19 protein-coding genes are annotated in these 26,495 nt (G+C 49.2%); 14 read left to right on the top strand and 5 right to left on the bottom strand.

Annotated features, from left to right (window positions below; genetic code table 11):
* Positions 1-297: 297 nt before the first annotated feature.
* From gltB to CF168_RS05565, 8 genes are all read left to right on the top strand, one after another.
* Positions 298-4,746 carry a glutamate synthase large subunit gene (gene gltB, locus CF168_RS05600; RefSeq protein WP_089067257.1) on the top strand — a complete coding sequence of 1,483 codons (4,449 nt, stop codon included), beginning with the start codon at positions 298-300 and terminating at the stop codon, positions 4,744-4,746.
* 6 nt (positions 4,747-4,752) lie between these two features.
* Positions 4,753-6,159 (top strand): FAD-dependent oxidoreductase, encoded by a 1,407-nt coding sequence (locus CF168_RS05595; RefSeq protein WP_089067256.1) that lies wholly within the window; start codon positions 4,753-4,755, stop codon positions 6,157-6,159.
* Positions 6,160-6,406: 247 nt separating this feature from the next.
* Complete coding sequence (locus CF168_RS05590) at positions 6,407-7,117, top strand: 5'-methylthioadenosine/adenosylhomocysteine nucleosidase (protein WP_037427597.1); 711 nt, start codon at positions 6,407-6,409, stop codon at positions 7,115-7,117.
* 31 nt (positions 7,118-7,148) lie between these two features.
* Positions 7,149-8,138, top strand: a complete 990-nt coding sequence (locus tag CF168_RS05585) for a cobalamin biosynthesis protein CobD/CbiB (RefSeq protein WP_089067255.1) — start codon at positions 7,149-7,151, stop codon at positions 8,136-8,138.
* A 55-nt stretch (positions 8,139-8,193) separates the two neighbouring features.
* The gene (locus tag CF168_RS05580; protein WP_011623626.1) at positions 8,194-8,571 is read left to right on the top strand and encodes a DUF2721 domain-containing protein; all 378 of its coding nucleotides are present in this window, start codon (positions 8,194-8,196) and stop codon (positions 8,569-8,571) included.
* Positions 8,568-9,194 carry a trimeric intracellular cation channel family protein gene (locus CF168_RS05575; RefSeq protein ID WP_086903127.1) on the top strand — a complete coding sequence of 209 codons (627 nt, stop codon included), beginning with the start codon at positions 8,568-8,570 and terminating at the stop codon, positions 9,192-9,194. Before CF168_RS05580 ends, CF168_RS05575 begins: the two co-directional genes overlap by 4 nt.
* 1 nt (position 9,195) lies before the next feature.
* Positions 9,196-9,687 carry a nuclear transport factor 2 family protein gene (locus CF168_RS05570; RefSeq protein WP_086903126.1) on the top strand — a complete coding sequence of 164 codons (492 nt, stop codon included), beginning with the start codon at positions 9,196-9,198 and terminating at the stop codon, positions 9,685-9,687.
* Positions 9,688-9,809: 122 nt separating this feature from the next.
* Entirely contained in the window at positions 9,810-10,238 is a 429-nt protein-coding gene (locus tag CF168_RS05565) for a hypothetical protein (RefSeq protein WP_089067254.1), read from the top strand.
* 152 nt (positions 10,239-10,390) lie between these two features.
* On the opposite strand, the gene tyrS is transcribed toward CF168_RS05565, so the two are convergent.
* The gene (gene tyrS, locus CF168_RS05560) at positions 10,391-11,587 is read right to left on the bottom strand and encodes a tyrosine--tRNA ligase (RefSeq protein ID WP_011626902.1); all 1,197 of its coding nucleotides are present in this window, start codon (positions 11,585-11,587) and stop codon (positions 10,391-10,393) included.
* A gap of 127 nt (positions 11,588-11,714) precedes the next feature.
* Between tyrS and CF168_RS05555 the strand changes: the two genes are divergently transcribed.
* Together CF168_RS05555 and CF168_RS05550 are read left to right on the top strand one after the other, a co-directional pair.
* Positions 11,715-13,115 carry a peptidoglycan DD-metalloendopeptidase family protein gene (locus CF168_RS05555; RefSeq protein ID WP_089068907.1) on the top strand — a complete coding sequence of 467 codons (1,401 nt, stop codon included), beginning with the start codon at positions 11,715-11,717 and terminating at the stop codon, positions 13,113-13,115.
* A 20-nt stretch (positions 13,116-13,135) separates the two neighbouring features.
* Positions 13,136-14,245: an anhydro-N-acetylmuramic acid kinase gene (locus CF168_RS05550; RefSeq protein WP_089067253.1), complete on the top strand. Its 1,110-nt coding sequence runs from the start codon at positions 13,136-13,138 to the stop codon at positions 14,243-14,245.
* Positions 14,246-14,254: 9 nt separating this feature from the next.
* On the opposite strand, the gene CF168_RS05545 is transcribed toward CF168_RS05550, so the two are convergent.
* Entirely contained in the window at positions 14,255-16,405 is a 2,151-nt protein-coding gene (locus CF168_RS05545) for a winged helix-turn-helix domain-containing protein (protein ID WP_089067252.1), read from the bottom strand.
* A 310-nt stretch (positions 16,406-16,715) separates the two neighbouring features.
* Between CF168_RS05545 and CF168_RS05540 the strand changes: the two genes are divergently transcribed.
* A complete protein-coding gene (locus CF168_RS05540) occupies positions 16,716-19,124 on the top strand; it encodes an alpha/beta hydrolase family protein (protein ID WP_089067251.1) in 2,409 nt (802 codons plus the stop codon).
* 608 nt (positions 19,125-19,732) lie between these two features.
* Here the strand turns inward: CF168_RS05540 and CF168_RS05535 are convergent.
* On the bottom strand, positions 19,733-22,756 hold the full coding sequence (locus tag CF168_RS05535) for a TonB-dependent receptor plug domain-containing protein (protein ID WP_089067250.1): 3,024 nt from the start codon (positions 22,754-22,756) through the stop codon (positions 19,733-19,735).
* Positions 22,757-23,446: 690 nt separating this feature from the next.
* Here CF168_RS05535 and aqpZ point away from each other — a divergent pair.
* From aqpZ to CF168_RS05520, 3 genes are all read left to right on the top strand, one after another.
* The gene (gene aqpZ / locus CF168_RS05530) at positions 23,447-24,142 is read left to right on the top strand and encodes an aquaporin Z (protein ID WP_089067249.1); all 696 of its coding nucleotides are present in this window, start codon (positions 23,447-23,449) and stop codon (positions 24,140-24,142) included.
* A gap of 156 nt (positions 24,143-24,298) precedes the next feature.
* Positions 24,299-24,679 (top strand): DUF2750 domain-containing protein, encoded by a 381-nt coding sequence (locus CF168_RS05525; protein ID WP_011626909.1) that lies wholly within the window; start codon positions 24,299-24,301, stop codon positions 24,677-24,679.
* Positions 24,680-24,698: 19 nt separating this feature from the next.
* Positions 24,699-25,154, top strand: a complete 456-nt coding sequence (locus CF168_RS05520) for a hypothetical protein (RefSeq protein WP_089067248.1) — start codon at positions 24,699-24,701, stop codon at positions 25,152-25,154.
* 126 nt (positions 25,155-25,280) lie between these two features.
* On the opposite strand, the gene erpA is transcribed toward CF168_RS05520, so the two are convergent.
* Positions 25,281-25,631 (bottom strand): iron-sulfur cluster insertion protein ErpA, encoded by a 351-nt coding sequence (gene erpA, locus CF168_RS05515; RefSeq protein ID WP_011623639.1) that lies wholly within the window; start codon positions 25,629-25,631, stop codon positions 25,281-25,283.
* Complete coding sequence (locus CF168_RS05510) at positions 25,624-26,430, bottom strand: DUF6776 family protein (RefSeq protein ID WP_089067247.1); 807 nt, start codon at positions 26,428-26,430, stop codon at positions 25,624-25,626. Before CF168_RS05510 ends, erpA begins: the two co-directional genes overlap by 8 nt.
* Positions 26,431-26,495: the final 65 nt, after the last annotated feature.

Raw genomic sequence — 26,495 nt, 5'->3', positions numbered from 1 at the left:
CTATTTCTAAATCAAAAACAATCAGCGCCAATGTTACATTTTGGTAACTTACAAGTTTTTCATTTTTTAAAATTCTTTTTATTCATAATGTTATACAGCACTTTAATCAGTTAACGTTAACGTAAAGTAATTATGTTTTGTGTATAAAACATGAATTAATACCCATATTTTATGCAAAATTTTGGTTTGACCTTTAGTTAATCTCAGGATAATTTGGGTGGTTCGGGTGCATATCTATAGAAAGTCTTTACATTTCTCCCGAGTAGTAATTTCGTTGAGGTCAAGGGAGGTTTTTGTATGAGCTTATATCATCCCAGTTTTGAGCGGGACAATTGTGGGTTTGGCTTGATTGCACAAATGGATGGCGAAGCCAGCCATCGTATCGTGCGCACCGCCATCCATGGCCTCGATCGCATGAAACACCGTGGCGGTATCGCCTCTGACGGTCGAACTGGGGACGGCTGTGGTTTATTAATGCAGCTACCATTGCAATTCTTTGAAGCCATTGCCGCGGAAAATGACTGGCACCTGAGCCGCAAATTCGCCGTGGGCATGTTGTTTTTAAGCCAAGATGAAGAACTGGCCGACCAAGCCAAGTTTATTCTCGAACGCGAGCTCGAGCGTGAAACCTTAAGCATTGCCGGCTGGCGTAAAGTCCCCGTCAATCCTGAAGTATTGGGTGAAATTGGTAAATCGAGCCTACCGCAAATCTATCAAGTACTGATCAACGCCCCGATTGGCTGGCGTGAGAAAGATCTTGAGCGTCGCCTCTACATGGCTCGCCGCCGATTAGAGCAACAAATTACTGACGATAAAGACTTTTATGTCGCGAGTCTTTCAGGCCAAGTCATAGTCTACAAAGGCTTGATGATGCCTGCCGACTTACCCGCATTCTATTCCGACCTTGCTGACATTCGTTTGAAGAGCTCTATTTGTTTATTCCATCAACGCTTTTCAACCAATACTTCACCTAAATGGCCACTCGCTCAGCCCTTTAGATATCTTGCCCATAACGGCGAGATCAACACTATTACCGGTAACCGCCAATGGGCCCGTGCCCGTGCCTACAAGTTTAATTCACCACTACTGCCCGACTTACAACAGGCGGCGCCCTTTGTGAATGAAACGGGTTCTGACTCCTCATCGCTCGATAATATGCTCGAGATGTTGCTCTCAGGCGGTATGGACCTATACCGCGCCATGCGTTTGCTTATTCCGCCAGCATGGCAGAGTAACCCAGAGATGGATGATGAGCTAAAAGCCTTCTATGACTTTAACTCCATGCATATGGAACCTTGGGATGGCCCAGCGGGTATCGTAATGACCAACGGTCGCCACGCAGCTTGCGCGGTGGATCGTAACGGTCTGCGTCCATCACGTTATGTGATCACCAAAGATCGTATCTTAACCCTCGCCTCCGAAGTGGGCATTTGGGACTACGCCGCCGATGAAGTGATTGAAAAAGGCCGCGTCGGCCCGGGTGAGCTATTAGTGTTAGATACACTCAATGGCCGTCTGTACCAGTCATTCGAAATCGATAACGATCTTAAGCGTCGCCACCCCTATAAAGAGTGGATGGCCAAAAACAGTCGTACTCTGGTCCCTGCCGAGCAGTTAGCAACGGAGCAACATGGCGCCAGCGAATTAAGCCCTGAGCAACTGCTGCAATACCAAAAGCAATTTGGTTACACCCGCGAAGAGCTTGAACAAGTGATTTGGGTGCTGGCAAAACAAGGCGAAGAAGCGACAGGCTCCATGGGCGATGATACGCCAATGGCCGTATTGTCGAAAAAGTCACGCTCGCTCTATGACTATTTCAGGCAAAAATTCGCTCAAGTCACTAACCCGCCTATCGATCCATTGCGTGAAAAGCACGTGATGTCTCTGGCGACCTGTATTGGCCGCGAACAAAACCTCTTCAACGAAACTACTGGCCATGCCTATCGAGTGATGTTCAACTCACCGATATTATTATTCAGTGATTTCAATCAATTACTTGGATTAGATAGCACTTACTATCGCGCCAATATCGTCGATTTAAACTACGATCCGAAAGAAGGCTTAGAACAGGCGATTCGCCGCATCACCTCGGAAGCCGAGCGTTTAGCCCGCAGTGGCACTACGCTGCTGATTTTATCCGACCGTGCGATTGATAAATCGGCGCAGGTAATCCCAGCGGCCATGGCAGTCGGCGCAGTACAACAAATGCTGGTCAGCAAGAGCCTACGCTGCGATACCAACATCATTGTTGAGACCGCATCGGCGCGGGATCCGCACCACTTTGCGGTGCTGCTCGGCTTTGGTGCCACGGCGATTTATCCGTATCTAGTGTATGAATCAATCTCAGATCTAGCGAAACGCCATCAACTGACCGACACCACGGCGCTGATGCTGAACTTCCGCTACGGCATCGAGAAAGGTCTACGTAAGATCATGTCGAAGATGGGGATCAGTACCGTCGGCTCCTACCGTTGTAGCCAACAGTTTGAGGCCATTGGTATTGCCAGCGATGTAATTGAACTCTGCTTTAAAGGAGTGGTGAGCCGCATCGAAGGCGCCAGCTTTGAGGATATCGCTCAAGATCAAGCGCTGCTGCATAAAGCCGCTTACCGCGCCCATGTGCCACTGCCACAAGGCGGTCTACTCAAATACGTTGATGGCGGTGAGTACCACTGCTTCAACCCAGATGTGGTCAACACGCTGCAGGCGTCATTAATCGACAAGAATTTTGCGACCTACAAGAAGTTTGCCGAATTAGTCGATAACCGCCCAGTTGCTACCCTAAGGGATTTGATTGGCATTAGAGCTGACCAAGCCGCAATTGAACTGGATAAGGTCGAGGCTGCCAGCCACTTGTTCCCGCGCTTTGACAGTGCGGCCATGAGTATCGGCGCCCTAAGCCCCGAGGCCCATGAGGCATTAGCCATCGCCATGAATCGCTTAGGCGGCCGCTCTAACTCGGGCGAAGGTGGTGAGGATGCTCGCCGCTTTAATACCGAGCGTAACTCGGCGATTAAACAAATTGCGTCGGCACGTTTTGGCGTAACCGCCCATTACCTAGTCAATGCCGATGTGTTGCAGATTAAAGTCGCACAGGGCGCAAAACCCGGTGAAGGCGGACAACTGCCAGGCCATAAGGTGAGTGTGGAAATTGCAGGACTGCGCCACGCGCGCCCAGGTGTAACCTTGATTTCACCACCACCGCACCATGATATTTACTCTATCGAAGACTTAGCCCAGCTGATTTTCGATTTAAAACAAATCAATACCAAGGCACTGATCTCCGTGAAGTTAGTGTCTGAGCCAGGTGTCGGTACTATCGCCACAGGTGTAGCAAAAGCCTACGCAGATATGATCACTATTTCTGGCTACGATGGTGGCACGGGCGCAAGCCCTATCACTTCGGTGAAATACGCCGGCAGCCCATGGGAACTCGGCCTTGCCGAAGTGCATCAATCTCTGGTGGAAAATGGCCTACGCCATAAGATCCGCTTGCAGGTCGATGGCGGCCTAAAAACCGGAACCGACGTCATCAAGGCAGCCTTACTCGGCGCCGAGAGCTTTGGCTTCGGGACTGTGCCTATGATTGCCTTAGGTTGTAAGTACCTGCGTATTTGCCACCTGAACAACTGCGCTACTGGTGTCGCAACTCAGGACAAGAAACTGCGCGATAACCACTACCACGGCTTACCAGAGCGAGTGATGACTTACTTTGAGTTTGTCGCCGAGGAAGTACGCCAGTGGATGGCAACGCTAGGGGTCAGCAAGTTCGAAGACTTAGTGGGCCGCAGTGAGTGGCTACATACCTTGGAAGGCCAGACCGATAAACAACGTGGACTCGATTTAGCGCCGATCCTGTATCAGCCAAAGGTCAGAGCCAGCACCTCGCGCACTTGGCAGGAAACCAATCCACCAGCGGATTTAGGCTTACTCAATCAACATCTGCTCAACGAGTGCCAGAGTGCGGTCGATAAGGGCGAGTGTTTCGATGCCGCTTACAGTATCAACAACACTGACCGCTCAGTGGGCGCACGCCTGTCGGGCTATATCGCGACTACCCTTGGGGTTAAAGGCACTAAGGCCCCGATTAAACTCAGCTTTAATGGCAGTGCCGGCCAAAGCTTTGGGGTATGGAATAGCCCAGGCCTTGAACTCAAGCTCTGCGGTGATGCCAACGACTACGTCGGTAAAGGCATGTCAGGCGGCAAGATTGTGATTTATCCACCGCTAGGGAGTCCATTCCAGAGCGAGCGCAGCGCGATTGTCGGTAACACTTGTCTGTATGGCGCGACTGGCGGACGCTTCTTCGCAGCGGGTCAAGCGGGTGAACGCTTCGCGGTACGTAACTCGGGCGCCATTGCCGTAGTTGAAGGCTTAGGCGATAACGGCTGTGAATACATGACCAGCGGCATTGTAGTTGTGCTCGGCAAAACCGGGGTGAACTTCGGCGCAGGGATGACGGGCGGCTTCGCCTATGTGTTCGACCAATTTGGCCGCTTTAACCGCCGCGTGAATAACGAGCTTGTCGATACCCAAAAACTCGAGTCGCCTATTCATCAACAGCATTTGAAAGGCTTGATTGAAGAGCATGTGGCCGAAACCGGCAGTGAGCACGCGAAGATGATCTTAAGCGACTTTGCCAACTGGTTAGATTGCTTTGTTTTAGTGAAACCGAAAAATATCGCCGTTGCAGATCTGCTCAAATTAGAGCAATCGAGCCCGGAACTAGCAGTTAAAGCGGGGTAATAGCAGATGAGTAACGATTTTCAATTTATTGAAGTGGGTCGTAAAGACCCAACTAAACACCCTGCAGCAAAGCGTTCGACTCAGTTTATTGAGATTTATCAGCCCTTTGCTCAAGCTCAGGTGACTGAACAGGCGGACCGTTGCCTCGATTGCGGCAACCCTTATTGTGAGTGGAAATGCCCGCTGCACAACTATATTCCCAACTGGCTGAAGCTGGCACAGCAGGGGCGGATCATGGAGGCGGCTGATTTAGTCCATGAGACCAATACCCTGCCCGAGATCTGTGGCCGCGTCTGTCCACAGGACAGACTCTGTGAAGGGGCTTGTACCCTAAACGCCGACTTTGGCGCCGTGACTATCGGTAATGTGGAGAAATATATTACTGATACCGCCATCGCCCAAGGCTGGCGTCCGGATATGAGCAAGGTCACGCCACGCAAGGAAAAGGTCGCGATTGTGGGCGCAGGCCCTGCGGGTTTAGGCTGCGCCGATATTCTTGCCCGTAATGGGGTTAAGGCTGTGGTATTTGATAAGTATCCCCAGATTGGTGGCCTGCTGACCTACGGTATTCCCGCCTTTAAACTGGATAAAGCCGTGATGGCGACTCGCCGCACAGTGTTAGAAGGCATGGGCATCGAGTTCAAACTGGGCGTCACTGTGGGTAAGGACGTCGCCTTTAACCAACTGCTTGAGGAATACGATGCCGTCTTCCTCGGTATGGGAACCTACACCGCCATGAAAGCGGGCCTTGAGGGCGAAGATGCCCAAGGCGTGTACCAAGCCCTGCCCTACTTGATTGGCAATACCCATCACCTGATGGGCAGCAGTAATCCAGATACGCCTTACCTGAATCTTGCCGGTAAACGCGTGGTGGTCTTAGGTGGTGGTGATACAGCCATGGACTGTGTTCGCACCGCCGTGCGCCAAGGTGCCAGCAGTGTAATTTGTGCCTATCGCCGTGATGAAGCCAACATGCCAGGTTCACGCCGCGAAGTACAAAACGCCCGTGAAGAGGGAGTGAACTTCCTGTTTAACCGTCAACCCGTGGCGATTAAAACCCAGGACGGTATAGTGGTGGGTGTGGAATGCGTTGAAACCCAAATGGGTAAAGCCGATGCGAGTGGCCGTCAACGTGCTGAAGCAATTGAAGGCAGCGAGCAGTTACTCGACGCAGATGCGGTAATTATCGCCTTCGGTTTCCAACCTAGCCCTGCGCCTTGGTTTGCCGATTACGGCATTGAACTCGACCAATGGGGCCGAGTAAAAGCCAGTAAACAGGCCGATAACCCATTCCAAACCACCAATCCAAAGGTATTTGCTGGCGGCGATATGGTCCGTGGCTCGGATCTGGTTGTGACCGCAATTGCCGAAGGACGTGATGCCGCGCAAGGTATTCTTAACTACTTAGATTAATTGTTTTTTGTTGTACCGCTGTACCTGTGAGTCTCGGACTCGTACCCACGAGTCCACCATTTGCTTGTGAATTTTGGCGCACCTTAGGGTGCGCATTTTTTTACCTTCCGCGCGTTTTATCCCACCCCAATCAAGCAATCGCAATCCCACAATAACGATAAAGCATAACTATGGTATATTAGCCGCCATTCTGTTATCCCACTCTTTTAGTGGCATCACACATTCAGTTGAATCAAAAGGGTCTCCCATGAAAATTGGTATTATTGGCGCAATGGAGCCAGAAGTTGCCCATCTTATTGCGGCTATGACAAACGCCTCTTCGCAAACGATTGCAGGTATTGAATTTATCGCTGGCACCTTAGCGGGCAAAGACGTTGTAGTGACGCGCTCTGGTATTGGTAAAGTCGCCGCTAGTATTGCCACCACGCTGCTGATTGAGAAATACGCCCCCGATGCGGTAATCAACACAGGTTCTGCGGGTGGTTTTGTCGATTCACTGTCGATTGGCGATATCGTGATTTCATCCGAAGTGCGCCACCACGATGTGGATGTCACCGCATTTGGTTACGAAATTGGCCAAATGGCGCAGCAACCCGCAGCCTTTATTCCGGCGCCATACTTAGTCGAAGCGGCTAATAAGGCCATCGCACAATTAGGCGAAGTGAAAGCGATTGAAGGCTTAATCTGTACTGGCGATAGCTTTATTTGCGACCCTGTTCGCACCAAGACCATGTTGGAACACTTCCCAACCATGGCAGCCTGTGAGATGGAAGGCGCGGCAATTGCCCAAGTGTGTCACCAGTTTGGCGTGCCATTCGTGGTGATCCGCTCGCTCTCTGATAACGCCAACAACGACTCACCGGTCGATTTTGATTCTTACATTGTGAAGGCAGGTTACCATTCGGCACTAATGGTGATGTTGCTGCTTGAGCAATTAGATCCAAACTCAGTAAAGTAATTGACTAAAGCATGATTGCGGAAAGTACCTGATGCACAGTTCTTTTTATCAACAACTTGTCGAAATTGATGGCGCTTTGTTTGAGGGCTTCTTGGTACTTTTCTTTGCTTTACTGTTGGCGCGTTTAGCGCCATTGCCGAGGGAAATGCAGCCACTGATTTGGTTTAGTCACTTAGCCAAACAGCTCGCCGCCAAAGTCAATCGCCCCGGGCGCGCGCCCAGTCAACAGGCGACCGCTGGCTTTTTAGCCATGTTGCTGCTGGTGTTTCCCTTCTGGGCGATTATCACTTTTTTACTCGAACTTGCCGCCTTCCCTTGGTTCTTTGAGTTTTTAGTTCTGTATCTGTGTTTGACGGATGCAGGCTTTAGCCAAGTCGCCGACGAAATAGCTAAAGCATTGAAGCGCGAGGATAATGCCAGCGCAAAAAAGCTATTACAGCCGTGGATTGTCCGTGATACGGATAGTCTGTCGGAAGTCGGTTTAACCAAGGCCACGATAGAAAAGCTCGCTACCGCGCCGATTTACGGCACAGCATCGACCATCTTCTTCTTTGCGATCGCAGGCGCCCCTATGGTGCTGGCGGTCAGAATGATTAAACAGCTCGAACTCAGTTGGCCGCCCATTCAACCTAAGTACCAACACTTTTGCAGTTCGGTACACGTTATTTCTACGGCGCTGCTGGCTATCCCTGCTTGGTTATGGAGCCTGTCGATTGCGATTCAGGGCGGCCCCAAGGCCTTAGCAATGCTGTTTCGCACCTCTAAAAATCATCCTGCCCTGCGGGGTTATGTGATGAGCGTGTCCTTAGTGGCAAATATTTTACGCATTGAATTGGGTGGACCACAGAAGTTTTCAGGACAGCGTATTGATGTGGCTAAGATTGCCCATGGGCCACAGCCACACCAAGAAATGATTGCCCCCGCGGTAAAACTCACATCGCGTGCCTGTGCTATCTGGTTTAGCTTTATTACCTTACTTCCTATCATTTGGGCGGGTTTACGCTGGCTACAAACCCTGTGATATGATGCCTTTAATCTTAACATTGGGTTAAAGGCTGACTATCTTGTTCGAAAACATGCATGTTTCATTAACAACTCCCGCCTTGCTATTTCCGGCAATCTCACTGCTATTACTGGCCTATACCAACCGTTTCTTTGCATTGGCAGCACTGATACGTCAGCTCAGTAACGGTGATAAACCCGTGCATAAGGATCAGATTAAAAACTTAAGCCAACGGATCCGGATTATTCGCCGCATGCAGGAGGCTGGCGTATCCAGCTTTGCCCTGTGTGTGCTCTGTATGATTTTTATCTATATCGGTTTTAATAAGACGGGCTCGGTGATCTTCGGTGCCAGCTTGCTACTGCTGCTCTATTCACTGATTTTGTCTGTGATAGAAATTCGTATCTCTGTGGACGCGCTAAACATCCACATCAAAGAGATGAGTAAATGAGCCACTGGATTTACTTCTTCGATTTATGTGGCACAGCGGTATTTGCCCTTTCCGGCGCTTTAGCCGCAGGTCGTCACCGTATGGATCCCTTTGGCGTTATCGTGCTGGCCTCGGTGACTGCGGTCGGCGGTGGCAGTATTCGCGATGCGCTGATAGGCGCGACGCCAGTGTTTTGGATCCGCGACCCTAACTACATCATTGTCATACTCGCCACAGTCCTAGCTTGTTTGCTGTTGGTGCGCCGCCCCCGCAAGATGCCGCAATATACGCTGCCGGTCGCCGATGCCTTAGGTTTGGCCCTGTTCACTGTGATTGGTGCCGAAAAAGCCCTCAATATGGGACTCAGTGGCATGATTGCCGTCGTGATGGGCTTGATCACGGGCGTTGGAGGAGGCATTATTCGAGACTTACTGTGCAGACAAATCCCTATGGTGTTACGCACAGAAATCTATGCCACAGCGTCGATTATTGGCGGCATAGGTTATACCGTAAGCCTTGCCTACGGGATGGGCGAAAAAACGGCGCTATTTTTAGCCATGACCAGTGCCTTAATCATTCGCCTATGCGCCATCAAATGGCATTTATCTTTACCCGCCTTTGATCTCAAAACCAAGAGGGAATAGTTTGCGAATATTGTGTCTTTTAGTCTGTCTTATTTGGGTTCCGGCCTTGTTTCCTGCGTCTGTACACGCTAACTCAGGGGAAATGCCAGCAGAACAGCAGTTAGCCGTAAAATACATGAACGCGCTAACCGAACACGACTATCAAACACTCGGCAAATTCTATAACCGTGATACCGTCTTCTTCGATAAAACCGCTAATCGTAAATACACGGGTGGGCGGTTTATTATCGACTTCTTTGAGCGCGCCCACGAAGGGGTGCTCGAATATGATTTCAATATCGAGCATATGTATAACGCAGGCTCCCTCGTGGTGATGATTGGTAACTATCACTTTAAAGGGCCCGGCGAGCAGTTTGGTAAACCCGGAAAAATTATTGATGTCGCCATTCCTGGAGTCACTAGCCTTAAGCTCGATATGCGTAATCACAGGGTCACAGAGCATGTGGATCTGATTGATTACCAGACCATGTCAGACCAATTAGCGATGCAGTAGTCACAAAATTTAGCTTTTATTGAAACTTGAGCCCTCAAAACGAGTCGAAACCTGCAATGAGTCAATACGACTGAGGTGCGGCATCCTATGCCCACGGGTCGTTTCGTTTCAATGAGGTTTGTATGAAGTTGTTTGGACTGATTGCCCTACTCGCCCTGAATGGCCTAATGCTCGCGCCCCACGCACAGGCGCAGCAGCCGATTATTGTGTCCTACGCGGTGCAACCCGTAAGCCATTTCAACCAGCAACTGCGGGCCGCCCAGGAGCAACATCAAGCTTGGAGCGAAGATCCCAGCGCCATCAGTAGCCAATATGCGGGTAAAAAATTTACCCTTGTTCGTACTCAGCCCACCAAGGATGGAATATTTACCTATCAAGTGAGCGAGTTGTCGCAGCAGCACCCACAAATGCTGTTAATTTTGTCGCTTAAGAAAAGTGCCCAACGCTGGCAAGTGGATTCCGCCCAACTGGCGTGGAAGTGTCGCGATGGTCAGCATTTCGGTACCGACAGATGTAATATCGGCGAGCATGAGGCCAGCACAGCACCTTAAGCACTGCACCTTAAGCACAGTCTCTTAAGCTATCGAGATAAAATGCAGATATAAAAAGAGCGCCCTTAGGCGCTCTTTTTACTGCTTGGTAAGTACTTATTAACCTTCTAAGCACTCACTGGCTGTAGTCACATGGTGACATCCGATTCAGCTTAAACCAGAGTCACTTTCGCGAACTTACGCTTACCGACTTGGAATACGGCAACCGTGCCAGCGCTTAAGGTCATACGGCTATCGTCAACCTTCTCACCGTCCATCTTCACCGCGCCTTGCTTGATCATACGCATCGCATCGGAAGTCGACCCCACTAAGTCGGCATCTTTAAGTAAGTTAGCAATCGCTAAGCCTTCACCCGCCGCTAATTCAACCTCAGGGATATCATCTGGGATAGCGCCCTTTTGGAAACGGTCGATAAAGGCTTGATGGGCACTCTCGGCCGCCGCTTGGTCGTGGAAGCGCGCGATAATTTCCTTCGCGAGCGCAATCTTGGTATCACGCGGGTTAGCACCGTTGGCGATATCTTGTTTGAACTGTTCAATCTCGGCCAAAGGACGGAATGACAGCAGCTCAAAGTAACGCCACATTAATTCGTCAGAAATCGACATGATCTTGCCAAACATTTCATTGGCGGGCTCACTCACACCAATGTAGTTGTGCGCCGATTTAGACATTTTCTTCACGCCGTCTAAACCTTCAAGCAGTGGCATCATGATCACGGCTTGTGGTTTTTGGCCTTCGGCTTTTTGTAACTCACGGCCCATCAACAGGTTGAACTTTTGGTCGGTTCCGCCTAATTCAACGTCGGCCTTCAGGGCTACTGAGTCATAACCCTGTAAAAGTGGATACATAAATTCGTGGATAGCGATCGACTGACCCGAAGCATAGCGCTTCTTAAAGTCGTCACGTTCCATCATACGAGCAACGGTTTGCTGCGAGGCTAAACGGATCATCCCAGCTGCACCTAATGGCTCTAACCAGCTCGAGTTGAACTCGATACGGGTTTTTGCAGGATCCAGAATTTTATAGACCTGCTCTTTATAAGTCTCGGCGTTGGCTAATACTTGCTCACGAGTGAGGGGTGGACGCGTGCTGTTTTTACCACTTGGATCACCCACCATACCGGTAAAGTCACCAATTAAGAAAATGACTTCATGACCTAACTCTTGGAATAATCTTAATTTATTTAAAATTACTGTGTGTCCAAGATGGATATCCGGTGCAGTAGGATCAGCGCCTAACTTGATACGAAGTGGACGTCCTTCTTTGAGTTTTTCCAGCAGATCCGATTCGAGTAGGATCTCATCGGTACCACGTCTAATTTCTGCTAATACTTGGTCTAAATCAGCCATCTCGGCGGGGACTCCTAAGGCCATGATCATAAAATGAGGAGACTTATGTTACTTGTTAGCCACCACAATTGAAAGTGTGTACACTAACGGGATTATTCAAGCCTTAGGTAATCGGTATCGGCGTCACATGGGAAAGGTTATAACGTTATTTAAATTGCTGCCTAAAAAGCATCAAATTCTCCTCAGCATTCTTTCTGTTATCACTACGATAACCCTGCTCTTTCCCTCTGAAGAAGCGCAAGCTTCAAGACAAACTCAAGGTGTCGCAGACCAAGCTCAAGTCAATACCCGTTACGATGTTCCCTTAGCCTTTCGCTCACCAGAGCGTCCAGAAGGTGTTGAGGGCCAATCGCAAGATGCATCTACCAACGCCACGCCATTATCTTCGGCCGACGCCTTAGCCGCAGGCAATGTGCCCGCCAGCGAAACCTTAGAGAGCGCCCACCATAGGGACGTAGAACATTTTAATGTGAAAAATGGCGATACCTTAGCCGCAGTATTTGAGCGCGCAGGACTCACCAGCAAAGATGTGTATGAAATTACCCAGTTGCCACTCGCCAAACAGAATCTGTTAAAAATCATCCCCGGCGAAGAAATCGTGATTTCAAAGGATGCTAAGGGCGATTTAACCGAAGTCCGCTACCGTGTCGATGCGGTCTCGACCTTAGTCATCACTAAGGATCAGGAAAAGTATTCCGAGAAAATCTCCGAAAAGGACATTGAAATACGCACCCAATTCACCAGTGCGAAAATCAAGAGTAACTTCTGGAATGCCGCCGTAGATGCCGGTTTAAACGCAAACCAAATTATGCAGCTCTCAACCGTGTTTGGCTGGGATATCGACTTTGCCTTGGATTTACGTGAAGGCGACAGCTTCGCCATTATCTATGAGCAGGAGTATGCCGAAGGCGAGTTTTTACGTAACGGCAATATCCTCGCCGCCGAGTTTATCAACCAAGATGAGCGCTACACTGCGATTCGTTATACCGACGGCAACTACTACTCCGAAAACGGCACTAGCATGCGTAAGGCCTTCCTGCGCTCACCGGTCGACTTTAAATACGTCAGCTCCAACTTCAACCCGAAACGTCTACACCCAGTGACGGGGCAAGTTAAGGCTCACCGCGGCGTTGACTATGTTGCCGCCATTGGCACCCCCATTAAGGCGGCGGGTAATGGCCGAGTTATCGAATCCGGCTACAATCAATTTAACGGTAACTATGTGTTCATTAAGCACAACGATACCTACACAACTAAGTATTTGCATTTGACCAAATGCAACGTCAGTAAAGGGGCCAGCGTTAAGCAGGGGCAAATTATCGGCACCTTAGGTAAGACAGGACGCGTCACCGGCGCTCACCTACACTATGAATTTATCGTTAATGGCGTGCACCGTAATCCAAGAACGGTTGATTTACCTAAGGCCGAATCGATTGCCCGTAAAGAAAAGCCACAATTCGATGCGCTCAGCAAACAGTTAATGGCCAGCATTTCACAGAACAAGCAAACCCAATTGGCGATGCAATAACGACGGACGGATCCCCTCACATGAACAAGGCTTATTATATTGGACTGATGTCTGGCACCAGCATGGACGGCGTCGATGCGGTGTTAGTCGACTTTGCGGGCGAGCAGCCACAGCTTATCGCAACGCATACCGAGGCGATTCCAAGCCATTTGCTTAAGGGATTGCAGCGTTTATGCCTGCCCGGCAATGATGAAATAAACCGCCTTGGCCGCCTTGACCGCAGTGTGGGTAAATTATTTGCCCTCGCCGTCAATAACTTGCTCGCCAAAGCCCAGATAGCCAAAGAAGACATCATTGCCATTGGTAGCCATGGCCAAACCGTGCGCCACATGCCAAACCTTGAGGTAGGTTTTACCCTGCAAATTGGTGACCCAAATACCATTGCAACCGAGACTGGCATCGATGTGATTGCCGATTTTCGTCGTAAAGACATTGCCTTAGGTGGCCAAGGCGCACCGCTAGTGCCCGCCTTCCACCAGCAAACCTTTGCCCAAGTGGGTAAAAAGCGCGTGATCCTCAATATCGGCGGCATTGCCAATATCACCTATCTGACCGGGAATCGTGAAGAGGTCCTAGGCTTCGATACTGGGCCAGGCAATACGCTGATTGATGCCTGGATCCAGCAAGTGAAAAATGAGCCCTATGACAAAGACGGCGAATGGGCCGCTTCTGGCAACACCGACCAACAGCTATTGGCGCAATTGCTATCGCACCCTTATTTCTCCCTCGCCTATCCCAAGAGCACGGGGCGTGAATTGTTTAATCAGGCTTGGTTAGAACAGCAATTATCAGAGTTTAATCAATTGGATGAAGAAGATATCCAATCGACATTGCTCGATTTAACCTGCCACAGTATCGCCCGCGATATCCTTAAACTTACCCCAGTGGGAGAGTTATTTGTCTGCGGTGGCGGTGCCTTTAATACCGAGTTAATGCAGCGCTTAGCGGCGCTACTACCGGATTATCACATCGATACCACCTCAGCACTCGGTGTCGACCCTAAATGGGCCGAAGGCATCGCCTTTGCGTGGCTCGCAATGCGCCACAATTTAGGCTTACCCGCTAACCTACCTGCGGTGACAGGCGCTTCGCGCGAAGCCGTATTAGGCGGACGCTTTAGCGCTAAGTAAAACTCAAACCTACTTAAGTAGCTTGTGTTTAAGCAGTATGATGTCCCGCTGCGGAAAGCCATCGAGCGTCATCACTAAGCGGTTTGACTCCGGTATATAGGTCATGGAGCCAAAGCCGCTTAGGCTAGAGCGAGGAACCCTTAGGAGTGATGTCAGTTGCTGACTGCCCGCCTCCCAAAAATTCAGCCGCTGCTCGTTACCATTGCTCGATTTAAAATACACTCCGTGTGACGTAAGCACCCAGTTATTGCCCGCACGAAACACCTTCCCCGGGATAATCTCTTGCACCTGTTCGGGCTGCGTGAGGTCAATCTGCCAGAGTCCATTCATTCCGTAGCGACTAAATACAAATTCGTTGGCCGATTTTGCAAAGCCCACCGCCATACTCAGCGGACTAATCACCTTAGGCGCACTATTGTCCAAATGGAATTCAGTGATGCCATCGCTGGTTGATGCTAACACCGCCGTCCCCTGCCAATTCCAGCTGGGGCGGCCATGATTGTGATAACTCGAGGCTAAGGCGGTAATGTTCTTATTGGTTAAATCTAAAATAAAAATACGATTACCTTCGTTGCGATCGTCAGGGGCGATAAAAGCGATTTTGCTACCATCAGGGGACCAACGCGGATAAGCGACACGCGACTTAAGCTGGGTATGTTGCTCCAGCTTTTGCCCTTTGGCATCCGAAGTCCAAATCTCGTTATAGCCCGTATCGCTGGAGACAAATACTATCCGTTTCGCCTCAGGGGAATAATCGGGATTGCGGTGGCTAATGCCGGAATACAGCAGCGGAAACAAACTGCCGGGCACGGATTCGCCGAGGGAAAAATACGCCATCTGGAATTGACGACGATACTGGTGATAAACCAGCTCGCCCTCATCGGATACGCTACTGGGATAGCTCATGCCCTCCACATCGAGTGGGCGAATATGGGCCGTTTCAATATCGATAGTAAAGCCGTTGCGACTGCCAGAATCTTCGGTGGCAAAAACCAGCGACTGGCTATCAGGCGTCCAACTCAAGCCGCGAATATCTTCTAACCCATGGGTTAAGCGTGTTTCATTGGCACTGGCTAAGTCGCGAATAAAAATATCCTCAGAGATATTACTAAAGCGCCTCGCTATCGCGAGCCAGCGACCATCAGGGCTAAAGGCTAAATCTCTATCCTCATAATTACACTGGCTTTCGCAGGATAATCTTTCAGCCTTAGCGTCCGCATTTGCCAAAGCTAAACGGTAAATCCCCCCCACTTTATCCGCCTCATGGGAGGAGATATAAGCAAGATATTGACCGTCGGGAGAAATATCTATGGCCGCCATATCGCTACTACAGGGCGCTAAGGCAAGGGTCTCGTTGGTCGCAAGAGTCAACTGAGTGATATGGCATTTCCCCGTGCCATGGATGCGGGAGGCAAAAAACAACTTAGTGTCATCTAAGCTCCACACTGCGCGAAGCTCTGCCGATGTGGAAGGCGTTAACTGGCGGGCGGGGACATCTTCACGTTTAAAATCTTTAAGATACAGACTGGATGTCACTCCGGGGCGACTCGCACCATACACAAGCCAACGCCTATCGTGGGACAGCTTAGGGTAACGCTCAGAGCCCGGATCCCGCGTAAGCACTGTGATTTGGGTTTCCGTCATCCGCTGTTTATCTTGATACAGATGCACGCCCATAAAGAGACCGGCCACTAGCATGACCGCACCCATCAAACTCGCCATCCAATACAGGCGTCGTGTGGTGTGCTGTAACTTCGCCTCTGTGGTCTGCAGTTTATCGTCATCAGTCTCATCGGCCATGTCATACACCGGCGGTAATAACAAGCGATAACCGGCTTTACGCACGGTTTCAATCACGCCGCCTTCAAGCTCCAGCGGCGATAATTGCTGACGTAAATGCCAAATGGCATTCGTGAGTGCCTTAGTGCCAACGTAAGCATTGCCTTCCCAGACTTTATCGATCAGCTCGTCACGGGTCACAACATGAGGATGACGCAGGGCGAGATAGCTAAGCACTTCAATAAACTTAGGTTGAAGTGACACCTTAGCCGATTCCTGTTGAGCACTTTCCTGCCCCTGCGTTTGAAATGAAATTGAGTTATCGGAAGGGTCAATGCGACAACTTCCTAAGCAAAAACTCAACTTACTCTTATCCTTCATTTTTTCTCACACCTGCGTTATTCATCTTTTTATGGTTAGGGTAATGAGTACAACATCTTGGCTAGATACTACCTAAGACTGAGCCTGGTTAGCAAACGAATGATTTAAACTAACTATTTAAAATTCAAAACATTAGCATGCAAAAAATCTAAAATAGAGATTTAAACAATATAGAAACGAGCCAAAGCCGATTGCGACCAAGCAACAGATTGATTACAACTGCATGACCAATAACAACATAAACCTCAACGTCTTACACCTGTTTACCAATGCGTAGTGCGGGCGTGAGTCACATCTTAGGGACCTAGATATGCTTCGCTTTGCCTTGATTTGCATCGGCATGATGTTGTGCCCGCTGTTTGCCCCAAAAATCTTAGCGCAGGACTACCAGAAACCGTCTCCCGCATTACAGCAAACCATCAGCCACAGTAGCAATCTCACGACTCGACTCTCAAACGATCATCAATGGCTGGCATTACTCAGCCCGATTTCGGCGCCGAGCATTGCCACGCTGGCCCAGCCAGAGCAAAAGTTGGCAGGATTACGTATCGCCGCCGAGCAATATTTACCGAGTCGCATCACCCAGCGCTATCACCAACTCAGGCTGATTAATATTCAGGACAAGCGGCAGCGGCTGATAAGCTTGCCCGGTGGCCACGATATCACCGAGCTGCAATTTTCCCCTGACAGTCGCTACCTCTCCTATGTGAGCATAACGCCAGAGGGCGGTTACTTATATGTTTACAACCTCGCTCAAGATAGCCACAAGCGCCTGTCAGACAACCGATTAAATGGCACGATTAGCCTTGATTATCAGTGGGCTAACAATAGCAGTCTGCTCGCTCGCTTTGTGGCAGCCTCCAATACCAACGCAAGCATGGCTCAGGCCGTTTACGCACCGAAAACCAAGGAAACCTCGGGCAAACAAAGCCCGCAGCGAACCTATCAGGACTTATTGAAAACCAGCGCCGACAAACAACGCTTTAGCCAACTGACGACCAGTCAATTGGCCCGAGTGGATTTAGATGGCAAGCTGACAACTATCGCTGCGCCGGGTATTTTTGAGGATTTTTCGGTGTCACCCGATGGGCGCTATATTTTAACCCATCAGCTGACCACGCCCTTCTCAACCCAAGTAAAGTATTATGATTTTCCAACCTTAACAGAGATTTATAATCTTGATGGCCAACGCATAACGCAACTGCACCACAGCCAGAGTGGAGAATCAAAGCCCCAAGGAAGAGACTCAGTGCTCCCAGGCCCACGCCAGTTCCATTGGGTTCAAGGGCGAAGCGCAACCTTAGCCTTTACCGAGGCTCTAGATCAGGGCGATAGCCAGCAAGAGTCGCCGCTACGGGACAGTCTATGGCAACTCGATGCCCCCTTTCCCCCAAAGGCTAAACTCATCGCCAAAACCCCTTGGCGGATCATCGATATCGACTGGGCGGAGAACAACATCGCCCTAGTGACCCAGCGCAATAGCAAAGCACAGTTACTGCGACTGAGTAGCCTAGACACCCGCCTTGGAGAAACTAGCCTACAAACGTTGAACGAGCGTAATCTGCGCGATAAATATCAAGAACTTGGAACATTCCCCAGAGAATACACCCAAGGCAAAGGGCATGTGATCCGCCTGCAGCAGGCGCAAACCACAGGGCTTATTCACTACGGCCAAGGGGCATCGCCACAGGGGGATAAGCCTTTCTTAAAGCGCACCTCATTAGTGACGGGCGAGTCGTCATTGCTTTGGCAATCGCCAGCCCAGCAATTAGAGTCGGTGCGCTACGTGCTCAATCTTGAGCCCTTACAGCTGATTATTAACCGTGAAAGCCCGACTGAAGCCCCAAGCCTTGTCTTAATCGATGGTGCTAAAGAAAGTGTGCTCTACCAACAGGCCGATGAACTGAGTGCGTATAGGGGAATGCAGAAGCAGCTTATCACCTACAAAAGAGCCGATGGCGTGCCCCTGTCTGGCACTCTCTACTTACCCGCCAATTACACCAAGGAGCAAGGCACCCTACCCGTGTTAATGTGGGCCTATCCGCGGGAATTTAACGATCCCGATGTCGCGGGCCAAATTAGCTTTAGCGCCAATCAATATCCCAGCATCAGCCCTAGGGGCCCAATCCCCTTAGTCGCCGAAGGCTTTGCGGTGTTTGATAAAGTCTCTATGCCCATCATCGCTCAAGGGGATAAAGAGCCCAATGACAGCTTTCGCGACCAACTCGTTGCCAACGCACAGGCGGCTGTCGATACCTTGGTAGATTTAGGCATTGCCGATCGCAAACAAATCGCGGTGGGTGGACACTCCTACGGGGCCTTTATGGTGGCAAACTTGCTCGCCCATACGGATTTGTTTTATGCGGGTATTGCCCGAAGCGGTGCCTATAATCGCAGTCTCACTCCTTTTGGGTTTCAAAATGAGGAGCGTTACTACTGGCAAGCCAATGATATTTATCAGCAAATGTCACCGTTTAATTACGCCGATAACATCAAATCACCTTTGCTATTAGTTCACGGTGAGATGGATCAAAACTCAGGCACTTTCCCGCTGCAATCTGAGCGTTTGTTCGATGCTATTCAAGGCCTTGGCGGTAAAGCAAGATTAGTTATCCTGCCATTTGAAGGACACAGTTATGCGGCTAAGGAATCCCTAGAACACTTGCTCTGGGAACAAAGCCAGTTCTTAAAGGCAAATCTGTCGTCCACGAACCTGTGAGCCAATAAGCTAAATAACGCTTAGCATTCCACATGTACATCCCATCAAAGGATTGGCGGCATAACAAGCCGCCAATCACTTAACAGGTTACTGCTATCACTTATCCCTAAACGCTCTGTTCAATTTAAGAAAGTATCTCCCCCTCACTGATGCATTGAGCTTCTGTATCTTTAGCCTTTGTCTCTTAGAGCTTTTGACTCTTAGGTCTTTTGACAATTCCCCGTTAGTCGGTTGACTTTATGCTCTGTTTTTATCACTCAAGCCCCCGTAGAGCATTCGCCTATGTGAGGAGCTGATATGTAGCACGCGAGCAAGGTTCTTGTGTTAAACACCTTTATTAAGTGATTGTTTTAAAAAATTAATCTAAACACCAGAGCTAAGAGCTTAAGTTAATTACCGTAGTCTAAACCAGTAAAAGCTTAGTATCAGTCTCTCCAGTTTATGGCTTGCTACGTGCACCAAACCTATTGCGTCGAACTTATTGCGATGAACTGATTACGATGAACTGATTGATATCCGCGTCTAACGGTGATTGACAATAAAAAACCGCATGCAGGGAGCCACATGCGGTTGAGCAAACTTAAGTGGTTAGTATCAGTTCAACGATATTAGAACTTAAGCTCTGCACCTAGGTAGGCATAGCGACCAACACCACCGCCATAGGCGCTGCTGTAGTTACCATTACCCGTTTCGACTAAATCACCAGTATCGGCCACCCAAGGCCCCTGATTGTCGAAAATATTACGCACACCGCCGTATAAACGTAATTCAGCCTGACTCACGTCCATAGTGTAAGACACCGACAAATCGTGGGTGATATACGAGCTGTAGAATAGGAATGCCGGCGTTTCTGGATTGGCCACTGCAGTGGCATCGCCAGCATCGAGTTTGGCTTGGTTTTCGGCTTTCAGCACGTTCCACTCTTCAACTCTATCGTGGCTATCGACCATGGCGCTCTTATACTTAGCGCTCCAACGTACACGCCAATCATCATTGCTCCAGGTTAATGAGATTGCACCTCTGTCCTCAAAAATCCCGCTGGCAAGCTCACCCACGTAGTCATCTTCAACTAAACCGTCTGCGCCGTAGTAGCTAGTGCTGAATTCCAACACATGGGTCCAATTAGTTTTTAAGCTGAGCTCACCGTAACCGTCTAGTTGCCACTCGTAGGCCATGGCGATATCAACACCACGGGTGACAATGTCATTTAGGTTCTGTTCCTGTTGGATAACCTGGGTGATTTGCCCTTCAGTATCGCGGCTGATGACCTGACAGTACTCGTTATCGGCGCCATAGGGATTACTCGAGTTATAACACTCGGCTAGTATATCCTCGTTGCTTAGTGAACCAATGGCGTCGGTAACTTTGATATCGTAATAATCGACCGCCAGATTAAAGCCTTCGAGGAAGGCTGGCGCCATGGTAAAGCCTAAGGTATAGGTATCCGCGGTTTCCTCGGTGAGGTTTTCATTACCGGCGTTCGGCGAATATTTAGAACCGCCCTCATCCTCAAAGATACCGTTAGTCGCAATTGCGGCAGCAATACCAGGGTCTTGGCGACAACTATCATGCCCCGCCCCTGTAGAGGTTGCTGTTACCCCATCACAAATATCGCGAATACTGTCGTAATCTCCACGGGGTGGAGAAATCAGCTCGGTAATATTCGGCGCACGTTGCGAGCGAGAGTAGTTAGCACGTAGGGCATAGTTGGCAATCGGCTCCCACAGGATACCCGCGCGATAGCTCGACATTAAGTCGATGTTTTTCTGGCTGTAATCGGCAAGACGTAATGACAAATCTAGGTCGAGCCTATTCGCAAAAGCCTCATCCCTTAACAAAGGAAGATTCGCTTCACCAAAGGCTTCCCATACGGTCACATCTCCTTCAAATGGCGGCACATCGTTAAACGTTATCGCATCGCCACGCATCGCTTTATCGGTATCGACGGCTTGAGTATCACGGCGATATTCGACTCCGAATGCCGATTGCACACCACCCGCGGGCAATTCAAACAATTCACCTGAGATAAATCCTAAGGCATTAAATTGCGTGATATCCGTGTTGATATAAGGATTGGCACGGATATAGTCCGCCCCTTCCTTACTGATTGAACCTTCACCAAAGATATTGACGGGAACACAACCCTCGGCCCTTGCCTCTTCACTGGCACATTGGATAGTCACACCATCGGCAGCGTATTCAGCATCCAGAGCATATTGCAGACGACGAATACTGATCTCATTGCTGCGGCGCTGACGCTGTTCAAACTTACCGTAACCCAGTGAGGCATCCCAGGTCCAAGTTTCAAATAAGTTGCCCTGCAATCCCGCCCAAGTACGCAAAGTAGTACGCTCGTTATCGCTCTCAACGGGCCCAACTTCTTGGAAGCGGCGATCCCAAGTGATGCTCTTGCCAGCTGTTGCAGCAATTTCGGCTGGCACATAAGGATTGTTTGGTGAAATACTGCCCGCAGCAATAGTCCCAGGAAGCCCCGTTACAGGGTCGATATAGAGTTCAGTGTCGTTATAGTCTTGGCCTTCGGCATCGGTACGACGAAACGCGTTATTGCGGCTAAACTGCACTTGCACATTTGCGCGCACATCGTCACTGAGGTCATAGTTCATTTTGACCGCCGCGGCCAAGGTATCCTCAGGGACCTTTAATAAACCTGTGGTGTAACCGTTATAACCATCGCGCTCTTCTTTAAAATCGGTTTTAAGCTCAGTGCCATCGTACCACCAAGAGTTTGATTTAAAGCGGCCACCGACGATGTCATTACTACGCTCGCGCCAATCGTCTCGGGTAATATCGCGCATACACTGGTCGCCATCGACAGTGTTCATGGCATTACACATTTGCTTTTCATCGTAGGCAAAACTTGACTCGTACAGGGCTCTTTCCCTGTCGGTCGCAAATAACCCATGTTGCTTATCGTAAGTCGCACTGGCGAAGATGTAACCTTTATCGCCATTAAAATCAGTGCCATAACCTACATCGACTGTGGTTTCACGACCACCACCTTCGGTGGTTTCGCCGCCACGGGCGTTAATCTCAAAGCCCGTCTTGTTCTGTTGAGTGATAATGTTCACCACCCCAGCAATCGCATCGGAACCATAGACAGCCGACGCACCGCCGGTAATGATTTCGACCTTATCGACCATAGCGGCAGGAATGGTGCTTAAGCTGACATAGTTACCGCTATAACTGTTTGATACTACGCGGCGACCATCGATCAAGGTCAGGGTGCGGTCTGTTCCTAGGTTACGTAAATCAATGGTTGAAAGACCCGTATTTTGCACGCTCGATTGGCTATTTGTACTGCTAACGCCTTCTGCTAATGCAGGAATTTGGTCAACTAGAATATCCGCCAATGATCCAATACCGCTATCGGCGATATCTTTCGCATCTAAACCCTGCAGTGGAGTGCTAAGTGAAAAGCTGTCACGCTTAATCCGCGAGCCCGTGACTGTCACTTTTTCGATGCTTTCTTGTTTATCCGCTACCTCGACTTCAACCCGATTAGCGCTCTCATTCACCGCATTGACTTCAATTGGATCGGCAGCCCAAGCTACCGAAGGAGCAATACCAAACATAGATGCTTGAATTGCCAAGGTTAATAATTTCTTCTTCATCCTTCCCACCTTCACTTTTACAGCGCAAGCCATTCTTGTTGTTATTTGGAGCTGTTACTTGTTATCGCCAAAAGTGCATTTATCGCTGCGATGTATCGTCAAACCCGTAGGCTTGCCAATCAGCAACAGCAAGAAAACACAATTAACATTTCAGCAACCAAAACGTTGTACTTTGCCGAGTGAAGGGCGGCAACGATATGCCACTCGTTTCTTTGCCCGTTTTATATCTATTAAATATCTATTCTTTAATTTTCAGTATATTAACCACATAAAAAGAGAATAAACCGACTATTGAATCCTCAAAAAACATCGCAGAAAAATCACCAATACCAACTGTTTTTCATCAATACGACCTTGGTAAATAACCAACTAAAATGACGAATGTGCCCAAAATAAGCCGCTCATTGGCGCATTAAGCCACGTATCAAAAATGCACAATGTAAAAATCCATCTATGCTTGATCACAGTTGTGTCATCTAAACTCGCTAAAGTGATTGTTAACTAAGCAGTAAATACACAACCGACTCACTGTCAGGGCCGTACAAGGCCTGCACACTCTGGGCGCGCAAACATATCAATTAAGGGAATGGTTATTTATCTAGCTCGACTTAACCAGCAAGATAAACAAAGGTTTATGCAAAGAATGCGAAGCGTATGTCGGCATAAATCGACTGAATAGGAAATCAATCAATGAATATGTCACAAAAAATGGCGGCAGAATTTTTGGGCACTCTGTGGCTCGTTCTCGGCGGCTGCGGCAGCGCAGTGCTGGCGGCGGCCTTTCCAGAAGTAGGGATAGGCTTACTCGGGGTGTCGTTAGCCTTTGGTTTAACGGTTCTGACGATGGCGTTTGCCATTGGTCATATTTCAGGTTGCCACTTAAACCCCGCCGTATCCTTTGGACTCTGGGCTGGCGGACGTTTTCCGGCATCGGAACTGCTACCTTATATCATTGCCCAAGTGGCGGGTGGTATTGTCGGTGCAGGCGTATTGTACGCCATCGCTTCAGGGCAAGAAGGTTTTAGTCTCGCGGCGGGCTTTGCTTCTAACGGCTTTGGCGAACATTCGCCCGGCGGTTACAGCATGATGTCGGTGTTGATCTGCGAAATCGTGATGACCTTGTTCTTTTTATTGGTGATTTTAGGGGCGACCGACGAGCGAGCACCTAAAGGCTTTGCGCCTATCGCGATTGGTCTGTGTTTAACTCTTATCCACTTGATCAGCATTCCCGTGTCAAACACCTCGGTCAATCCGGCCCGCAGTACTGGCCCTGCGCTGTTTGTCGGCGATTGGGCCGTATCGCAACTGTGGATTTTTTGGGTCGCTCCTATCCTTGGTGCCATTCTCGCCGGCGTGATTTACCGTTATTTCAACGCAGCTAAATAATTCCCCCGCTAGCAACAGCGCCCTCGCGGCGCTGTTGTGCTTTTTCAAACCCCGCTCTAATGTTACCATCTTGCCAACTGGTGAGTTTTGCTGTGCTGACGCTATACATGAGTCGCACGACAGGCTTCGCCCTATTCACGCATAAGAGATATTTTCATGAGCAAGACTGTTAAAACCTTTGCAGAAGCCGCTGGCATGACTCCAGAAGGTCGTTACGATTACCTCGTTGAACAAGTTAAACAACACAAAGTGTTATGGACGCTACAGGACCAAGATGGTTGCGTCATGCTGACCACTGAAGATGAAGATTGCATCCCAATGTGGCCAACCGAAGAAGCGGCCGAGTCATGGGCGGTCGATGACTGGAGCGAATGCCAAACCTTAGCGATTCCCTATGATGAATGGCATGAAAGATGGGTTCCTGGCATGGAAGACGACGACCTGTTCGTTGCCGTATTCCCAGTACAGGATGACTTAGGTGTGGTCATTCCACCCTATGAATTAGATCAACGTTTAGTCACTAAACAAAGCCACTAATCCATAAGGGCAAACCACAATGTCGCTGAGCGAGCAAGAATCCTCTTTGGCAACTCAGGCTACGCCGCCCTTGGCTAAAGCCCGTTTACCTAAACGCTTAATTGCTTTGCTGCTACTCTATGTCGCAGCATCGGTAAGCGGCTTAATTGCTAAACAAGGGGTACTCTTCTGCCTGTTAACCCTATTGATGGTGCTCGGGATTATCGGTCGCCAAAAGGCAGGGCTAATTATGTTAAGGGGTTACACCTTAGTGCAGTTGGCGCTAGTCAGCATGTTACCTGTGATCCTTTATGATCCTGACAATCTCGTGGCTGGGCCAACCACTGTGCATCTTGGCGAGTGGCAAGAAAAACTCCCCGATTACATGATTTTTATCGTGTTGATTGTCTTATCTTTATTGCAGGTGTGGGTGGCATTCGATAAGAAAGTGAAGGCTTGGTTTAAACCTAAGCTTAATCTGAATATTATGAATTAACGCCAAAGCAAGGCGCTTACGCCTTGCTTTGCCAATACTTGCAACACAGGAAAGACCAACAAAAAAGCCGTCATCTCGACGGCTTTTTTATCTTCTATATCAGTTCACTACATTCGTAGAACAAACTTACACAGAGAAACTTGCGCCACAACCACAAGTCGTTGTCGCATTCGGGTTCTTCACAAAGAAACGCGAACCTTCGAGGCCAGAAGTGTAATCCACTTCACCGCCAACGAGGTATTGTAAGCTCATGGGATCGACGACCAATTGGACGCCTTGCTTCTCAACGGTGAAGTCACCTTCGTTGACCTTTTCATCAAAGGTAAAGCCGTACTGAAATCCAGAACAACCACCACCCGTCACGTACACACGTAGCTTAAGTGCAGGATTTTGCTCTTCTTCCAACAAGCCCTTTACCTTAGCGGCTGCCGCATCGGTAAATTTGATAGGCATTGCTGCGTCAGCTTGATCAGTCATTACTACCTCTTACATCAGTTTTCTGGGGCAAATTATCCGTTACCTGACTATTTTGTTCAAGTATTACCCGCGGTTCTTTTTCACCCTGTAAAAGCTCAGGGACACTATAGACATGTTCTATCTGTGAATTTTTGGTCCAGCGGCTCGAAGGCACCACAACTTTGACTTTAACCTGCACTAGGTTAAATCCCGCAGGCACACTCACTTTGGTATCTATGACCTGAAAATAGCGAAAATCAAACTCGAGCTTAGAACCCGTGAGTTTGTTCACACTTAACTCAACGGATTTTCCGTCTTGCACGCCAATGAGGGTGATTTCGGTACGACCTTGAATCGCCTGCTTACGTTTTTGCAGTTGAGTCAAAATCAGCTTGAAATTGTATTCATCCGCTAAGGCGCCCGCAGTCATTTCTAAACCGTGTATGGCTACCCCTTCGGCATTGTCATCCGGCGACATGATACTGCGATAAAAGGCTAATTCGCGCTCTAACTCTTTTTGTTTTTTCATCTGCTGCGCAAACATATCCTGCATTTGCGCATTGGCTTCACGCTCGACAGATAATTCTAAATTACGTGTCGCAAGTTCCTGGGTTTGCGCCTCAAGTTCCGCGGTGACACGTTGCAGTTTACCGCCGCCAATATGCTTTACGACGGGCTCGTCACTGTTGAGCACAATAAAGCTTACCCAAGCGCCTAACAGAAATGCCACTAAGACTAAGGACAATAAATACTTGGTCGATGGACGATACTTTAGATCCATGACTTGCAGCCGATCTAGCCAACGATGATAATTTGGCATTAGGTAACAGCCCCTTATATAAAATACAATCAACTCAAGAACGAGTTCGATACAATACAACTCAG

This window comes from Shewanella bicestrii (assembly GCF_002216875.1).
Taxonomy (GTDB): Bacteria; Pseudomonadota; Gammaproteobacteria; order Enterobacterales; family Shewanellaceae; genus Shewanella; species Shewanella seohaensis.
Note: the sequence above shows the minus strand (reverse complement) of the source record. Positions and strands in the feature narration are given on the sequence as shown.

Bases quoted from the DNA above. Each gene is read 5' to 3' on its own strand.
- gltB (WP_089067257.1), top strand. From the start codon at position 298: ATGAGCTTATATCATCCCAGTTTTGAGCGGGACAATTGTGGGTTTGGC.
- CF168_RS05595 (WP_089067256.1), top strand. From the start codon at position 4,753: ATGAGTAACGATTTTCAATTTATTGAAGTGGGTCGTAAAGACCCAACT.
- CF168_RS05590 (WP_037427597.1), top strand. From the start codon at position 6,407: ATGAAAATTGGTATTATTGGCGCAATGGAGCCAGAAGTTGCCCATCTT.
- CF168_RS05585 (WP_089067255.1), top strand. From the start codon at position 7,149: ATGCACAGTTCTTTTTATCAACAACTTGTCGAAATTGATGGCGCTTTG.
- CF168_RS05580 (WP_011623626.1), top strand. From the start codon at position 8,194: ATGCATGTTTCATTAACAACTCCCGCCTTGCTATTTCCGGCAATCTCA.
- CF168_RS05575 (WP_086903127.1), top strand. From the start codon at position 8,568: ATGAGCCACTGGATTTACTTCTTCGATTTATGTGGCACAGCGGTATTT.
- CF168_RS05565 (WP_089067254.1), top strand. From the start codon at position 9,810: ATGAAGTTGTTTGGACTGATTGCCCTACTCGCCCTGAATGGCCTAATG.
- tyrS (WP_011626902.1), bottom strand. From the start codon at position 11,587: ATGGCTGATTTAGACCAAGTATTAGCAGAAATTAGACGTGGTACCGAT.
- CF168_RS05555 (WP_089068907.1), top strand. From the start codon at position 11,715: ATGGGAAAGGTTATAACGTTATTTAAATTGCTGCCTAAAAAGCATCAA.
- CF168_RS05550 (WP_089067253.1), top strand. From the start codon at position 13,136: ATGAACAAGGCTTATTATATTGGACTGATGTCTGGCACCAGCATGGAC.
- CF168_RS05545 (WP_089067252.1), bottom strand. From the start codon at position 16,405: ATGAAGGATAAGAGTAAGTTGAGTTTTTGCTTAGGAAGTTGTCGCATT.
- CF168_RS05540 (WP_089067251.1), top strand. From the start codon at position 16,716: ATGCTTCGCTTTGCCTTGATTTGCATCGGCATGATGTTGTGCCCGCTG.
- CF168_RS05535 (WP_089067250.1), bottom strand. From the start codon at position 22,756: ATGAAGAAGAAATTATTAACCTTGGCAATTCAAGCATCTATGTTTGGT.
- aqpZ (WP_089067249.1), top strand. From the start codon at position 23,447: ATGAATATGTCACAAAAAATGGCGGCAGAATTTTTGGGCACTCTGTGG.
- CF168_RS05525 (WP_011626909.1), top strand. From the start codon at position 24,299: ATGAGCAAGACTGTTAAAACCTTTGCAGAAGCCGCTGGCATGACTCCA.
- CF168_RS05520 (WP_089067248.1), top strand. From the start codon at position 24,699: ATGTCGCTGAGCGAGCAAGAATCCTCTTTGGCAACTCAGGCTACGCCG.
- erpA (WP_011623639.1), bottom strand. From the start codon at position 25,631: ATGACTGATCAAGCTGACGCAGCAATGCCTATCAAATTTACCGATGCG.
- CF168_RS05510 (WP_089067247.1), bottom strand. From the start codon at position 26,430: ATGCCAAATTATCATCGTTGGCTAGATCGGCTGCAAGTCATGGATCTA.